This is a genomic window from Curtobacterium sp. MCBD17_034, from assembly GCF_003234515.1.
Lineage (GTDB): Bacteria > Actinomycetota > Actinomycetes > Actinomycetales > Microbacteriaceae > Curtobacterium.
The window spans coordinates 458,881-473,795 of the sequence record NZ_QKTN01000001.1; the positions used below are offsets into that span (position 1 = coordinate 458,881).

The window sequence follows — 14,915 nt, forward strand, 5'->3', positions numbered from 1 at the left end:
CCGCTCAACCGAGCGGCACGGCACGTCGGCCGCGGGCGATCCCCCAGGCGACGAGTGCCGCGGCGACGACGGTGAGGACGAGGGACCCGGTGGTCACGGCCTCCCGGAACCCCGCGGTCTGCGCGGCGGTCCACCCGCCCGCGGTGAGCCGACCGACGGCGGACGCGGCGAGGACGGTCCCCGTGACGGCGAGACCGATGCCGGACGCGACCTCGGTGGCCGTGTCGACGAGCGCGGCACCGATCGTCGTGCGCGCCGACGGCAGGCCGCGGAGGACGTTCACGCCCGCGACGACCCCGACGACGCGCATGCCGGCCGCCTCGAGCACGAGCGCGGCGGCGACCCAGGGGTAGCCGAAGCGCCCGAGCACTCCGTACACGGCGAGGCCGGCCACCACGGCGGCCGCGCTCGACCACGCCGCCCGGTCGATCCCGACGCGGTGGACGAACCGGCCGACGAACGGGCCGCCCGCGACGAGGACGGCGACCTGCGGGAGCATGCCGAGGGCGGCCAGTGCCGGTGCCCAACCCCAGTCCAGCTGGAACTGCAGGGTCACGAGGTACCCGAGCCCGGCGGTGGCGAGTCCGGCGGCGGCCTTGAACGCGAGTCCGCTCGAGACGCGGGGCAGGGCGACCAGGGCGAGGTCGAGCAGGGGGTGCCGCGCGGTGCGTTCGCGGAGCACGAAGAGCGCCGCGGCCACGAGGGCGGCGAGGCTCGCGGCCCACGGCGCGCCGTCCTGCGCACCACGGTCGATGAAGAGCGTCGGTGCGACGAGGCCGAGGACGATCGTCGCCGTGCCGAGCGCCGCGCCGAGGACGTCGATCGGCGCGCGGTGGAGCTCCTCGGGCTCGTCGGGGGCCACGCCCCGGCGGACCCCGATGATCGCCAGCACCGCGATCGGGGCGTTCACGAGCAGGAGGACCTGCCACGGCGCGACCGCGAGGACGAACCCGCCGACGGTCGGTCCGATCGCGAGCCCCACGAGTCCGACCGTCGAGATCAGGGTGGTCGCGCGGACGCGGAGGTCGTCGCGGTCGAAGAGCCGGAACGCCAGGGCCATCGAGCCCGGCGTCGTCATCGCGGCGGCGACCCCCATAACGACCCGGACCGCGATGAGCTCGCCGGTCGAGCCGACGAGTGCGGTCGCGAGACTCGTCACCGCGAGCAGGACGAGCCCGACGAGCATGACGCGCCGCCGCCCGAACCGGTCGGCGATCGCCCCGAACACGAGCATCGACCCGCCGAACACGACGGCGTAGGAGCCGGTCACCCACTGCAGCCCCGTCGTCGTCGTGTGCAGATCCCGGCCGATCGTGGGGAGTGCGACGTTGAGGATCGCGTTGTCGAGCATCTCGAACAGGAACACGGCCGACAGGCCGAGCAGGGCGGGCCACGCCTGTCGGAGCGAGGTGGGCGCGCGCCGGGTGGCTCGCGCTCCTGGGACGATGGCGCTGGAGGTCGGGTCAGCCATGACGATGACCTTACGTGAGTAAGTTGAGTGACACAAGCAAGTGGAGGAACGATGCCACGGACCACAGCGCGCGGTGGACCCGAGACGCGAGCCAGGATCGCCGCGATCGCGTCCGGCCTGTTCCACGAACGCGGTTTCGACGCCGTGACCGTCGCGGAGGTCGCGCGGGCCGCCGGCGTGTCCAGCGTCACCGTCTTCAACCACTTCCCGCGGAAGGAGGACCTGTTCCTCGACCGCTCGCTCGACGCCGCCGAGCTGCTCCGTGCGGCGGTGCGGTCGCGTCCCGCCGGCACCGACGTCCTGGCTGCACTGCACGCCGTGGCCCTGCGGCTCGTCGACGAACGGCATCCCCTGTCCGGGCTCGACGACCGGTCCGGTCCGTTCTTCCGGACCGTGGCGGAGTCCTCGGCCCTCGTCGCCCGGGCGCGCGAGATCGGCGCGGAACTGCAGCGGACCCTCGAGGACGCGGTCCGGGAGGACGGGTCGTCCGACGGTGATCCGACCCTGCTCGCGGCTCTCGTCGTGGCGGGCTACGCCACCGTCCTCGTGGTCACCGCGCGTCACGTGATCTCGGGGACCTCGGCTGACGCCCTCGTCGACGACCACCGGGCGCGGTTGGGGCAGCTGTTCGACGCGCTCCGGCACGGTCTCGCCCGCTGAGCTCCCGGCGCCGCGGGAGGCGCGGATGCGGGCCGCGGTCGGGCGTCGGACCGGTGGCGGTGTCCGTGGTCGCGCCTAGACTGACCCGGTCATGACGATCGTGCTCGACCCCTTCGACTCCGCTCCCGACGACGGGGCGGGTCGACCCGCGCGCAGCGGCACCGCCACCTACGACGACCCCTTCACCGCCGGCCTCAACCCGCAGCAGAAGGCCGCGGTCGAGTACCGCGGCGAGTCCCTCCTCATCGTGGCGGGCGCGGGATCCGGCAAGACGAGCGTGCTCACCCGGCGCATCGCGCTCCTCCTGGCCAACCGCGAGGCCTGGCCGAGTCAGATCCTGGCGATCACGTTCACGAACAAGGCCGCGGCCGAGATGCGCGAGCGTGTCCAGGCGCTCGTCGGCGGGGCGGCCGAGGGCATGTGGATCTCGACGTTCCACTCGGCGTGCGTGCGCATCCTCCGACGCGAGTCCGAGCGGTTCGGGTTCACGTCGTCGTTCACGATCTACGACTCCGCGGACTCGCGCGCACTGCTCAAGCGGATCCTCAAGGACCTCGAGGCCGACGCGCTCGGGCTGACGGTGGGTGCCGCCGCCAACAAGATCTCGAAGCTCAAGAACGAACTGCAGGACGTCGAGTCCTACGCCCGCGACATCAACACGAACGACCCGCAAGAGGTCATGTTCCTCGAGGTGTTCCGGCAGTACTCACGCGAGCTCCGGCGAGCGAACGCGTTCGACTTCGACGATCTCATCGGGCAGACGGTGTTCCTGTTCCGGGCGTTCCCCGACGTCGCCGCGCTGTACCAGCGGCGCTTCCGGCACGTGCTCGTCGACGAGTACCAGGACACGAACCACGCCCAGTACGCCCTGATCCGCGAACTCACACGCCCGGTCGCACCCGAGCAGGTCGACGCGCTCGAGGCGTCGGGGCAGCACGTCGACCGCATGCGGGAGCCCGACGGGTCGATCGCACCGGCGTCGCTCACCGTGGTCGGCGACTCCGATCAGTCGATCTACGCCTTCCGCGGCGCGGACATCCGGAACATCGTCGAGTTCGAGCGGGACTTCCCGAACAGCCGGGTGATCCTGCTCGAGCAGAACTACCGGTCGACGCAGAACATCCTCGACGCCGCCAACGCCGTGATCGCGAACAACTTCGACCGGCAGGCCAAGAACCTGTTCACGGACGTCGGGGCCGGCGAGAAGATCACGGGCTTCACGGGCTACACCGGGCACGACGAGGCCCAGTTCGTCGCAGACGAGATCCAGCGGCTGCACGACGACGAGCACATGGACTACCGCGACATGGCGGTGTTCTACCGGACGAACTCCCAGACCCGTGCGCTCGAGGAGATCTTCATCCGCGCGGCGATCCCGTACCGGGTGCTCGGCGGCACGAAGTTCTACGAGCGTGCCGAGATCAAGGACGCCATGGCGTACCTGATCACCGTCGCGAACCCCGCGGACCCGCTCTCGCTGCGCCGGATCCTCAACGTCCCGAAGCGCGGCATCGGCGCCGTCACCGAGACGGCCCTGCAGCGGTACGCCGACCAGAACGAGGTCTCCCTGCGCGAGGCCCTCCGGCACGCCGACGAACTCGGGTTCGGGCCGAAGGTCCGCACGGCGATCACCGACTTCGCGGCACTGCTCGACGCCGTCGCCGAGAAGGCCCCGACGCAGCCCGTGGTCGACACCCTGACGCAGCTGCTCGACGGCTCGAAGCTGCTCGAGGTGCTCCGGATGTCGCCGGACGCCCAGGACGCCGCCCGCGCCGACAACATCGACGAGCTCGTGGCGGTCACGCGGGAGTTCCAGAAGAACAACCCCGACGGCACGCTCTCGGACTTCCTGACCGAGGTCTCCCTGGTCGCCGCGGCCGACGAGCTCGACGACTCCTCGGGCACCGTCTCGCTCATGACGCTGCACACCGCGAAGGGGCTCGAGTACGACGCGGTGTTCCTCACCGGCATCGAGGAGGACCTGCTCCCGCACCGCATGTCCGCCGGCGAGCCCGGTGGCCCGGCCGAGGAACGCCGTCTGTTCTACGTGGGCATCACCCGCGCTCGGAAGCACCTGTTCCTCTCGCTCGCGATGACGCGCGCGCAGTTCGGTGACGTCAACGTGGCCATGCCCTCGCGGTTCCTCCAGGAGATCCCGGACGGGCTCATCGAGTGGAAGCAGTCACCGGGCATGGCGAACAGCCGTGGTGGCACGCAACCCCGCGCCCTGAACGCCCGGCGCGAGGGCGGCGTCGGACCGGGCGGCGGCGCGGGCTGGCGCGGACGGGGCGGCGGGTTCGCGGGCGGCAGCTTCGACCGGGCCACGGCCGCGGCGAAGACCCGCCCGAAGACCGAGTGGTCGAACAGCGTCTCGGGGCAGGTGCGCGACAACGGCGACATGGAGCTCGCGCCGGGGGACCGGATCTCGCACGTCGACTTCGGTGAGGGACGCGTCACCGCTGTCACGGGCAGCGGGGCGAAGCGCATCGCCGAGGTCCAGTTCGACACGGCCGGGCGCAAGAAGCTCCTCATCAAGATCGCGCCGATCGAGAAGCTCTGACGGTCCGCGGGAGCCGGGTCGGGCCTCCCGTCTTGCTCAGCGCACCATGCGCACGGTCGCGCCGATCGGCGGGAACGCGCCGGTGGTGCCGTCGGTCCTGAACCCGTTGCGCCGGTAGAAGGCCTGCGCCCGCGGGTTGTCGGCCGCGACCCACAGCGACGCCGGCCGGTCCGCGAGCGCCGCGTCGAGGAGCGCCTGGCCGATGCCGGTGCCGTGTGCGGCGGCGAGGACGTACAGCATCGTCAGCTCGGTGGGGTGGCGCGCGGCGGGCGGATGCGCGGTGGTCGCCTCGGTCCGCTGTTCGGCGGGCTGATCGTGTTCGGCGGGCTGATCGGGGGCGCCGAGATCGGCCGTCGTGGCGAACCCGACGACCGCACCGTCGACGACCGCGACCACCGTGCCGAAGGACCCGGCGGCGAGGTTCTGTTCCCACCGCGCGACGCGCGGCTCGATCTGGAAGGCGGGATGGTCCTCCCCGTCGACGAGGTGCGCGTACGTCTCGCGCCACGACACGGCGTGGACCGTCGCGATGCCGCGGGCGTCCGCGGCGGTGGCGGTGCGGACGACGGCGCGGTGTGCCATGACCTCAGGGTAGGACCGGTCAGGGCTGCAGTCGGTCGACCCGCCAGGAGCCCTCCGCGCTCCGGTAGCGGAGGCGTCGGTACACGCGGTCGCGGGTGCTGAGCCAGAACTCCGCCACGTCCGGCACGAGGCGGTACGCGGCCCACGCCGGTGGACGCGGGACGGCGTCACCGTGCTCGTCGAGCAGGGCGTTGGCCTGCGCGATCAGGTCGTCCACGACCGACCGCGGGTCGTGTTCGGCGGGGAACGCCGCGGACTGGTGGGACGCCGCGGTCGCGGCCCGGGACTTCGGGGAGCGCGCCGAGAACAGGGCGTCGGCCGCGGCGTCGTCGAGGCGCACGACGTGCCCCTCGAACCGGAGCTGCTGCCCCGTCTCGCGCCAGTAGGCGTGCAGGGCGGCGTTCGGGTTCGCCGTGAGCTCGACGCCCGTGGGGGTGTCCGTGCCCGTGCCGAACAGCAGCCCCTCGTCGGCGAGCTCCTTGACGTCGACGGTCCGGGCGCTGAGCACACCCGTGGGGCTCGCGGTGGCGAGGGTCATCGCGAGCGGTTCGCGAACCTCCCGGGCGGTCGCGGCGTCGAGCCAGCGTCGCGCGAGCGTCATCGGGTGGTCGGGGTGGGCGGTCAGGCCGTCGAACTCCGGGAAGCTGGCGGTGTCGTCGCGGGTGATGCGGTCCGTGGTCACGAGCCCACGATGCTCCTGCGGGCGTGCGAGCGCATCACGACCACGGGCCTTCGAGCGCGTGCTGGGCCGGACTCCGTCGCTTCTGCCAGCGGGTCCGACGGTGATCCGCGATGGGTACGACGGGTCCTCCGGGCCCCCGCGGCTCGATCCGCGCGGGCTGTCCGTGGGCGTCACCCCCGTCGTGCGTTCACGTCGTCGTCGGATCCGTCGCACCGAGCGCGGTCGACACGGGGTCCTGCGTCCTGACCCACATCGCGTGCTCGACGGGCAGTTCGTCGATCCACGTCGTGGTGACCGGATCGGGCACGCCCAGCGACGACGACACGTCGTACACCGCCTCGGCGTACCGCAGCGCGGCGTCCTGATCGCGAGCGGTGACGACCACGAGCAGGTCTTCCGGAAGGGACTCGACCGCATGTCGGAAGACCCACACGCGCGGTGTCTCGGCGGTGGCGGGAGCGTGGGCATGGAGTGCCTCGATGAACCGCCGATCCCGACGCGTCACCCGATCGAGCGCGACCTGCGCGCCGACGGGAAACGGCCCACTGGCGCTCACCAGCGCCGCCTTCTCATCGGGCTGCACGACCTGCGGGAAGGGGCGGTCGATGTCGACCACGAGACCCCACTCGTCGGGGATCCGACGGAGGAGCTCGTGCACCGGGATCGACAGCATCCGGGCAGGGGTCCCCGCAGGGATGCGAGCGAGGGCGTCCTCGGGCACGGTGAACCCCAACACCAGTGCGACACCCGCTGGCGTGCTGACCGCCAACGGAACACCCTGCTCTTCGTGTCGGAGGACGATGACCTGTGCCTCGGCGAACCCGTACTTCGAGCGAAGCATCATGTCGCGGTGCGCGTTCCGCGGAGGCGTCAGGGGCATGGGGTCATCCCGTCGTCGTCGGTGGTCGAGGGAGGCGGTACCGGGCTCCCGGGCTCCCCGTCGAACTCCATCATGGCCGCGATGCGCTGCCCGTTTCGACTGCGGTCACCGGTTCCGGCCGCGACGGATTCCGCGTGTGACGTCGGCGTCCGGTTCACGGTTCGAGGACCAACGCGAATCGGGGTCGTTCCGCGCGGAACGGTTGGGGGAAGTCGCGCACGATGCCGTGGCCGTCGCCGAAGTCCTCGACGAGGACACCGGCCGGCAGTGCCGCCGTCGCGAGCAGCTCCGACCAGACGTGGTGGCCCGACACCCGGGCGCCCGCCGAGTGCTCGACCAGTCCGGACAAGCGCCGGTAGCGGCCGAAGGCGGAGTGCACGCGCGCGCCCGCGCCGCGGAGCTGAGCCACCAGTGCGGGGAGACGGCCCCATCCGCCCTGCGGGTCAGCGGGGTCGCGGAGCGCGGCACGGAGCGGGATCGGACGCCGCATGACCGGATCGGCGGTGTCGGTCGCGACCGTCTCCGTGCCCGGACGAGCGAAGCGGAGGTCCACGGCGTACCGCGAGCCGCCAGCCTCGAGCCCGTCGCGGACCCGCAGTCCGTCACCGTCGTGCCCGAGGGCCGGTACGGCCTCGTACGTGGTCCCCGGCGGCAGCACCCACCGCGCCGCGAACTCGGCGGGCGTCGGCACGGGACCGAGCAGCGTCATCCGTCGGTCAGCGATGATCTCGTTCCCTCGCTCCATCGCTGGCCCTCGGTGTTCGAGGAGTTCGTACCCGGACGCCTGGTACCAGTTGACGAGGCCGAGCAGCCGCCCGTACTCGGGCCACATCGGGACGGGCGACGGCGGCACGACGAGCCGACCCGTGCCGTCGCCGGCGGGCTGGGTCGCCCAACTCGCCGAGCGCGGCAGGATCTCTTCGCCGCCCCGCGTGATCCCGCGGGGGCTCACTGCGCAGCGACGACGTGATGCCGGAGGTCGTCGGCGTAGTCCCAAGGCGTCGCCACGACGAGGCCGCGAGCACCGACACCCATGGAACGGAGTGCGGAGCCGTACTCCTCCATCCGGAGCGTGCCGGGGAGGGGATGGACACTGGCAGGATCCATGAGAGGCCGGTCGATCGACTGGAAGGCCGTGCCCCACGACGAGCGGTCACCTGGGATGAAGACCTCGCTCGCGCCGCCTGCGCCGTACTGCGGATTGGCCACTGCCGATCCGATGGCGTGCGGCAGGGGCTGGGTGACCAGGTAGGTCTCGCCCTGCGGCCGGAAGGTCTGGAACGGGCCGCTCGCGTCGTGCACTCCGACCTGCACGCTGGCGGCGTACTGCGCGGCGTCACCACCAGTCGTGATGAGATCGTGTGCGGGTCCCTCGCTCATCACGTAGAACTCGCCGTTCCCGACCACCTGCAGGCGTTGGCCGACGATGGACGTCGGTCGACCCGAGCGCCACGGGTCGACCCCCGGATAGCCGCTCTTCCAACCGCTCGTTGTGCCCTGCCAGTGCCGGGCGCGAGCGGCGACCGAGGGGAGGTCGGACCGCCAGTACGCCTCCACGCCATCGCGGAAGGCGCCGCGCGCGTTCCGCACGTCCCGCACCCCGGCCGGGAGCCCCGCGACGACGAACGCGCGGAGCGACTCCACCGACCGGAGCGCCGTCCCGTGCCGCACGTTGGCGACGAGGTGCGGGAGCGCGGTGAACGACCGCGCCGTGTTCACCACTTCGGAACCGACGTGCCTGCCTGCGGAGGCGATCCCGCCCGCGAGTCCCGCGCCCTTGGCGAACTCCTCGCCGACCCGGGCCGCGGTGGTGATCCCCTTGCCCATCGGGATGCAGTCGAGGGCCGCGAACGCGAGGTCCCACCCGTCCGCCTGGCCCTTGGTCATCTTGTAGACGGTGTCGGCGAGCACGAGGAGCGCGACACCCGCGACGATCCAGGCGATCGGACCGCCGACGATGAGCGCGATGACGCCCCCCACGGCCACGACGACCTTGGCCACGGAGACGATGTCGCTCCAGACCTCGGACTGGAACACCTCGTCCCAGACGGACTGCTTGCCGAGACCGGCGTCGGCCGCGTGGCCGATCGCGGTCGCCGTGCGACGTTCGCCGTCCTCCCAGTCGCCACGGGCCTCGGCGACCAGACGCTTCGCGGCGTCGATCCGGGACTGCGCGGCGGTGATGGAGCTCTGTGCGGCGTCGACCCCGTCGGATGCCACGGCGGCGTTGTCGGACGCGGCGCGCAGCTGCGCCGGGGTCGGGACCTCCGCGCCGGCGGGCGGCGTCGAGCCGGCGGGGTGCGCGGCGGCGAGCGCGGTGAGACGGGAGGCCGTCGCCGCGTAGTGCGCCGCGGTCACCTGGGCGTCGTCGAGCCGGTGACGGGCGGCGTCGAGGTCGCCGGCTGCGTCCTTGGCGTCGGCGAGGGCACCGTCGGCGCGGTACTGCGTGTGGTCGACGACGTCGGCCCACCCGAGGAGCGCGGTGGCGACGTCGGCGTACGAGTGCACGAGCTTCGCGAGGTCGGTGGGGGTGTCCTGGATCGCGCGGACGAAGACGTCGGCGGCTTCACCCTGCCAATCGGTGAGCCAGCCCGAGCCGCGGACGGACCGGAGGCGCGTGGTCGCGTCGTCGGCGGCCTCCGAGATGCGCTGGTACTCACGGGCCATCATGCGGACGACGGTGGGGTCGCCGGGGACCGGGTCGAACCCCTGTTCCACGACCGCCCAGCCCGTGGGACGGGACACGGCTACCGCGCCGATCCGGCGGCGGTGGGCCCACCGGCCTGGTCGTCGACCCGCAGGGCGGAGGCGAGGTGGGCGTCGGTCTCGCGGTAGGCGCGCTCGGACGTCGTGAGCATGGCAGCGAGGGCCGCGGTGGAGTCCGTGATCTTCCGGCGCTTGTCCTCCCACCGGTGGTCGAAGTCGTGCAGCGCACCCTGGACGACCCGCGATCCGATCTCGTCGTCGGATGCGTCGACCTGCTTGTGCGCACGCTCCAGCGTGCGGTGCACGGTCGTCAGGTCCCGTTCCAGTTCGCCGAGACCCATGAGGTCGACGAGCAGCCGGTCTGCCATGGCGATGTCCCTCCCCGTCGCGCGGATACGCCCACGACCCGTGCGCCGCGGACGGCGCACGGGTCGTGGAGCGATGTCAGCCCTTGAGGCCCGATGCGAGCGACTCGTCGGTCTCGGACAGGGTCTGCGACGCCTTCGTCAGGAATGACGAGAGCCCGTCGAGGCCCTGCACCGTCTGCGTGACGCCCCGGTTGAACTCGTCGTAGGACTCACCGAACGCCACGGACGACTTGTCGGTGACGTAGCCGTCGGAGATGAGCTGCTGGATCTTGCGCTGCAGCGCGGACAGACGGTCCTCGATGTCGGCTTGCCCCGCCTTGAGGTCGGATGCCGCTGCCTCGAGGTCCGCGTAGGACACGTTGATGTTCGCCACTGGTGCTCCCTTTCCCCGGAGTCATGCTGTATTTCCCCCCGTTCGGGGCGTTCCACGGCGCGACACTACCATCGACGCGTCGGGCGCACAGCGGTTCTCCACAGTTCATGCAATCGCATGTGCTAGGGGTCCCGCTGTCAGAGGTGCCCGCCACGATGGCGGGGCGAGGGGGGAGCAGGATGACGTTCACGTTCACGATGGTGGACCGCGACAGCGGGCAGACGGCCAACGTCCACGTCGACGGCGACACCGGGCGGGCGGTCCGCGAGGTCGTGGCCGAGGCCGAGCGGCTGCTCGCGACCGATGTCACGTCCGCCACCGGCCCGGCGACCTACTTCGTGGGCGAGCGCCCGTTGGACCTCGACGCGTCGATCGCCGCCTCCGGTGTCCGTGACGGCGTGGTGGTGAGCCGGAGCGCCGAGGCCGTCCCACCGCCTCCCGTCCGTGCGCTGTCACTCGGCGAGGTCCGGATCGTGTCCGGACCGCACGCGGGCACGGTCGTCCGGGCCGACGCGGGGATCGTCACGATCGGCTCGGGGGCGGCGGCCCAGCTCCGCGTGGAGGCCGCCACCCAGGCCGACGGCCTGGCGGACGCCGCCGCGGCGCTCGGCGGCCAGGGCGTGCCCGACATCGCGCTCCTGGTCTCCGTCGGTCCGGACGGCGCGACCGTGCGCCCGGTCAACGGGTACGCGGGTGCCGCGCTCGACGGCGATCCCGTGGTGGCCGAGACCACATGGGACGAGGACGCGCAGCTCACGATCGGGTCGGCCTTGCTCGCGTACGGACGCCCTCGGAGCCGCGGAGCGCACCTCGCGCTCGCCGAGGACGGCATGGCCCTGGAGTACAACCGGCCACCCCGCATCCTGCCGCCGGACGACCACGCGCGGTACCAGTTGCCGGTGCCGCCGGTCGAGCCGCCGGCCAGGGCCCTGCCGATCCTCATGGCCCTGGCCCCGATGGGCATGGCCGTCATGTTCGTGTCGACGACGGGCCGCTGGATCTACCTGCTCGTCGCCCTGCTCTCGCCCCTCGTCATGGTGATCACCGGGTTGCAGGGCCGACGGCAGGGCAAGAAGACCCACCGGCAGCGGGTGGCCGAGTACGAGGACACCCGGGCGCGGATCGAGGCGGACGCGACCGAGTCCCTCCGACGTGAGCGTGAGCGGTGGATCGCCGGCGCGCCCGATCCCGCGGACGTGTACGAGACCGCCGTCGGGCCGCTCCCGCGCCTCTGGGAACGCCGCCCGACCGACCCCGACCACCTGCTCGTCCGCGTCGGCACCGCGACGCAGCGGTCCGAGGTGACGCTCGAGGACCCCGAACAGCTCTCGCACAAGCGGACGGTCACCTGGGACGCTCGCGACGTCCCGGTGCGGATCGAGCTCGCGGAGCGGGGCGTGCTCGGGATCGCGGGCCCGGGGGACGACGCACGCCGGATCGCGAACTGGGTGGTCGCGCAACTGGCGACGCTGCAGAGCCCGAAGGACCTGACGTTCGCGCTGCTCACCGACTCGACCAGGACGGGCCTGTGGGAGTGGATGTCGTGGCTCCCACACGTCCGCCGCGACGGCGCCGACCAGCCGGTCACGAGCATCGCGTCCACCGCGGCCGGTACCGCACGGCTCATCGCGGAGCTGTCCGCCACCATCGACGCCCGGAAGGAGGCCGGTGTCCGGGTCGGTCGGCAGGCGCAGCACGCCGGCCAGATCGTGGTCGTCATGGACGGCGCGCGCCGGCTCCGCGCCATGCCGTCGCTCGTCCAGGTGCTCAAGGAGGGCCCGGCGGTCGGCGTCTTCAGCATCTGCCTCGACCTCGACGAGCGCCTGCTCCCGGAGGAGTGCGACGCCGTGGTCGTCGTCCGCGACGGCCGCCTCCGCGTCCGCCAGCAGCGGAGCGAGCGGATCGACGACGCCCGCCCGGACCTGGTGGACCAGGACTGGCTCGAGTGGGTGGCGCGGTCGTTGTCGCCGATCGTCGACGCGAGCCCCGACGTCGAGGACGGCGCGGTGCCGTCGTCGTCCCGCCTGCTGGACGTGCTCGCGCTCGAACCGCCGACGTCCGAGGCCGTCCAGGCGCGCTGGATGCTCGGCGGGCGCAGCACGACGGCCGTGATCGGCGAGTCCATCGACGGCGCCTTCGCGATCGACCTGCACCGCGACGGGCCGCATGGGCTCGTCGCCGGCACGACGGGGTCCGGCAAGTCCGAACTGCTGCAGTCGCTGGTGGCGTCGCTCGCGGTGGCGAACCGCCCGGACGAGATGGTGTTCGTCCTCGTCGACTACAAGGGCGGCGCGGCGTTCAAGGACTGCGTCGACCTGCCGCACACGGTCGGGATGGTGACCGACCTCGACACCCACCAGGTCGAGCGCGCGCTGGAGTCGCTCGGGGCGGAGCTCCGCCGCCGCGAGCACGCCCTGGCCGCGGTCGGCGCCAAGGACCTCGAGGACCACCAGGACCTCCGCGCGAAACGGGCGGCGGCGGGTGACGCCTCGGTCCCCTCCTTGCCCCGTCTGGTCATCGTGATCGACGAGTTCGCGTCGCTCGCCCGCGAACTCCCGGACTTCGTGAAGGGCCTGGTGAACGTGGCGCAGCGGGGCCGCTCGCTGGGCATCCACCTGGTGCTCGCGACCCAGCGGCCGGGCGGCGTCGTGTCGCCCGAGATCCGGGCGAACACGAACATCCGCATCGCGCTGCGGGTGACCGACCAGTCCGAGAGCCAGGACGTGATCGGGGCGAACGACGCGGCGCGGATCGCGAAGACCACGCCCGGACGCGCCTACGTCCGGCTCGGCGCGGCGTCGCTCCTGCCGTTCCAGACCGGTCGCGTCGGGGGTCGCCGTCCGGGGGGCGTCGGCGAGGACGCGGACGTCGCTCCGCTCGTGCGCGAGCGGAGCTTCGCGGACCTCAGCGAACCGGCACCGCGCCGCGCTGCGACGGCCTCCGACCTGGCCGACGTCGAGGTCACGGACCTCAGCGTGCTGGTCCGGGCCGTCGGCGACGCGGCCATGGCGATCGGCGTCCCCGAGCAGCGCAAGCCGTGGCTCCCACCGTTGCCGTCGCTCGTGACCCTGGCCGACGTGGAGGCCGTGTCCGCGGCGACGGCGCCGCTCGCGGTGGCCTGGGGGCTCGAGGACCACCCGGACCGGCAGGAGCAGCGGCCCCTGGTGTTCGACCTCGACCAGGACGGCCACCTGTTCGTCATCGGCTCGCCGCGGAGCGGACGCAGTCAGGCGCTGCGGACCCTCGCCGGCGCGATGGCCCTGCGGCTCGGTGTCGGGGACGTGCACCTCTACGGCATCGACTGCGGCAACGGCGCCCTCCTGCCGGTCGGCGCGCTCCCGCACTGCGGTGCCGTGGTGCAGCGACACGAGCCGGAACGTGTCGCGCGGCTGGTGACCACCCTGCTCGGTCTCGTCCGGACCCGGCAGACGGCCTTCGCCCGCGGCGGGTACGGGTCCATCGCGGAGCAGCGCGAGGCCGCGCCCGCCGCCGACGAGGTCCCCATGCCCCACGTCGTGGTCCTGCTCGACCAGTGGGAGGGCTTCATGTCCTCGCTGGCCGAGGTCGAGAACGGCGCACTGCACGACGCCGTCCAGACGCTCCTGCGCGAGGGCGTCGGCGTCGGCGTGCACCTCGTCGTCACCGGGGATCGGACGCTCACCGCCGGGCGCATGTCGAGCCAGGTCGAGCGGAAGCTCCTGCTCGCCCTGGCGGACCGCGGTGACTACGCGTACGAGGGCGTGAACGGCAAGAAGCTGCCCGAGATCATCCCGCCCGGTCGGGGGTTCCGCAACGCCACGGCCACCGAGACCCAGATCGCCGTGCTCCCCGGTGGCGCCACCGGGCGGGCGCAGGCCGACGCCCTCCGCGGGATCGGTGACGAGGTCCGAGCGTTGGTGGCCGCGGACGCGCCCCGGCCGGTCCGGGTCGACGCACTTCCGCGGGGGATCACGCGCTCCGAGGCGGTCCGGTACCTGCCGGTCGCCGATGCGCGCGCCGGGAGGATCGGGGTCGGTGTGGGCGGCGACGAGCTCCGCTTCCACACCCACGACTTCGTCGACGACACCGCGGTGTTCGTCGTCGCGGGGAGCGCCCGCTCGGGCAAGAGCACGACGTTGGTCGCGATGGCCCGACACGCCCTGGACACGGGCGGGAGCGTCGTCGCGGTCGTCCCGCGCGACTCACCGCTGCGCGCACTCGCGGCCGAGCACGCACGGTGCACCGTGTTCACCGATCCCGGACTCAGCGCGGACGACCTCGCCGCGGCGGTCGAGGGGGCGGAGGGCTTCACCCTCGTGCTCGTCGACGACGCGGAGCTGCTCAAGGAGACCGATGCCGAGCCGGTGTTCCGCGCGATCATGGCGTCGGAGCGGGGGCGCCGCGTCGGCCTCGTGCTCGGCGGTGACGTCGAGGGCGTGGCGAGCGGGTTCCGGGGCTGGCAGGTGGACGCCAAGAAGGCACGACGGGGCCTGCTCCTCGCCCCGCTGAGCACCGTCGACGGCGACCTGATCGGTGCGCGCCTGACCAAGAGCGCGCTGGGTCAGGACCGCATGCCCGGGCGGGGGTTGCTGCACGACGCGGACGGCGTCCTCCGGGTGGTGCAGGTGCCGGAGGGCGACTGATCGCGTGCGCG

Annotated in this window: 11 protein-coding genes; 3 read left to right on the forward strand and 8 right to left on the reverse strand. The window is 72.7% G+C overall.

Translation table 11 applies throughout. From position 1 onward, the window contains the following. Positions 1–4 precede the first annotated feature (4 nt). Positions 5–1,471: an MFS transporter gene (locus DEI92_RS02245; protein ID WP_111012177.1), complete on the reverse strand. Its 1,467-nt coding sequence runs from the start codon at positions 1,469–1,471 to the stop codon at positions 5–7. Positions 1,472–1,522: 51 nt separating this feature from the next. Between DEI92_RS02245 and DEI92_RS02250 the strand changes: the two genes are divergently transcribed. Both DEI92_RS02250 and DEI92_RS02255 read left to right on the forward strand, forming a co-directional pair. After that, positions 1,523–2,131, forward strand: a complete 609-nt coding sequence (locus DEI92_RS02250) for a TetR/AcrR family transcriptional regulator (RefSeq protein ID WP_111012178.1) — start codon at positions 1,523–1,525, stop codon at positions 2,129–2,131. 91 nt (positions 2,132–2,222) lie between these two features. Then, on the forward strand, positions 2,223–4,691 hold the full coding sequence (locus tag DEI92_RS02255) for an ATP-dependent helicase (protein WP_111012179.1): 2,469 nt from the start codon (positions 2,223–2,225) through the stop codon (positions 4,689–4,691). A gap of 36 nt (positions 4,692–4,727) precedes the next feature. Here the strand turns inward: DEI92_RS02255 and DEI92_RS02260 are convergent, their stop codons facing one another. From DEI92_RS02260 to DEI92_RS02285, 7 genes are all read right to left on the reverse strand, one after another. After that, positions 4,728–5,273 carry a GNAT family N-acetyltransferase gene (locus DEI92_RS02260; protein ID WP_111012180.1) on the reverse strand — a complete coding sequence of 182 codons (546 nt, stop codon included), beginning with the start codon at positions 5,271–5,273 and terminating at the stop codon, positions 4,728–4,730. Between the two features lie 19 nt (positions 5,274–5,292). After that, on the reverse strand, positions 5,293–5,955 hold the full coding sequence (locus tag DEI92_RS16410) for a pyridoxal 5'-phosphate synthase (protein ID WP_181434594.1): 663 nt from the start codon (positions 5,953–5,955) through the stop codon (positions 5,293–5,295). Positions 5,956–6,142: 187 nt separating this feature from the next. Then, positions 6,143–6,835: a hypothetical protein gene (locus tag DEI92_RS16415; RefSeq protein ID WP_181434595.1), complete on the reverse strand. Its 693-nt coding sequence runs from the start codon at positions 6,833–6,835 to the stop codon at positions 6,143–6,145. 154 nt (positions 6,836–6,989) lie between these two features. Further along, on the reverse strand, positions 6,990–7,787 hold the full coding sequence (locus DEI92_RS02270; protein ID WP_111012182.1) for a hypothetical protein: 798 nt from the start codon (positions 7,785–7,787) through the stop codon (positions 6,990–6,992). Further along, entirely contained in the window at positions 7,784–9,580 is a 1,797-nt protein-coding gene (locus DEI92_RS02275; protein WP_111012183.1) for a putative T7SS-secreted protein, read from the reverse strand. The genes DEI92_RS02270 and DEI92_RS02275 overlap by 4 nt, the downstream gene beginning before the upstream one ends. A gap of 2 nt (positions 9,581–9,582) precedes the next feature. Beyond that, positions 9,583–9,909: a hypothetical protein gene (locus DEI92_RS02280; RefSeq protein ID WP_111009758.1), complete on the reverse strand. Its 327-nt coding sequence runs from the start codon at positions 9,907–9,909 to the stop codon at positions 9,583–9,585. Between the two features lie 76 nt (positions 9,910–9,985). Next, positions 9,986–10,282, reverse strand: a complete 297-nt coding sequence (locus DEI92_RS02285) for a WXG100 family type VII secretion target (RefSeq protein ID WP_111009757.1) — start codon at positions 10,280–10,282, stop codon at positions 9,986–9,988. A 179-nt stretch (positions 10,283–10,461) separates the two neighbouring features. On the opposite strand from DEI92_RS02285, the gene DEI92_RS02290 reads away from it, so the two are divergent. Next, complete coding sequence (locus DEI92_RS02290) at positions 10,462–14,904, forward strand: FtsK/SpoIIIE domain-containing protein (protein WP_111012184.1); 4,443 nt, start codon at positions 10,462–10,464, stop codon at positions 14,902–14,904. Positions 14,905–14,915 lie beyond the last annotated feature (11 nt).

What these genes read in the sequence shown, in the direction of transcription:
- DEI92_RS02255 (WP_111012179.1), top strand. Translation starts at nt 2,223, where the DNA reads ATGACGATCGTGCTCGACCCCTTCGACTCCGCTCCCGACGACGGGGCG.
- DEI92_RS16415 (WP_181434595.1), bottom strand. Translation starts at nt 6,835, where the DNA reads ATGCCCCTGACGCCTCCGCGGAACGCGCACCGCGACATGATGCTTCGC.
- DEI92_RS02280 (WP_111009758.1), bottom strand. Translation starts at nt 9,909, where the DNA reads ATGGCAGACCGGCTGCTCGTCGACCTCATGGGTCTCGGCGAACTGGAA.
- DEI92_RS02260 (WP_111012180.1), bottom strand. Translation starts at nt 5,273, where the DNA reads ATGGCACACCGCGCCGTCGTCCGCACCGCCACCGCCGCGGACGCCCGC.
- DEI92_RS02250 (WP_111012178.1), top strand. Translation starts at nt 1,523, where the DNA reads ATGCCACGGACCACAGCGCGCGGTGGACCCGAGACGCGAGCCAGGATC.
- DEI92_RS02245 (WP_111012177.1), bottom strand. Translation starts at nt 1,471, where the DNA reads ATGGCTGACCCGACCTCCAGCGCCATCGTCCCAGGAGCGCGAGCCACC.
- DEI92_RS02290 (WP_111012184.1), top strand. Translation starts at nt 10,462, where the DNA reads ATGACGTTCACGTTCACGATGGTGGACCGCGACAGCGGGCAGACGGCC.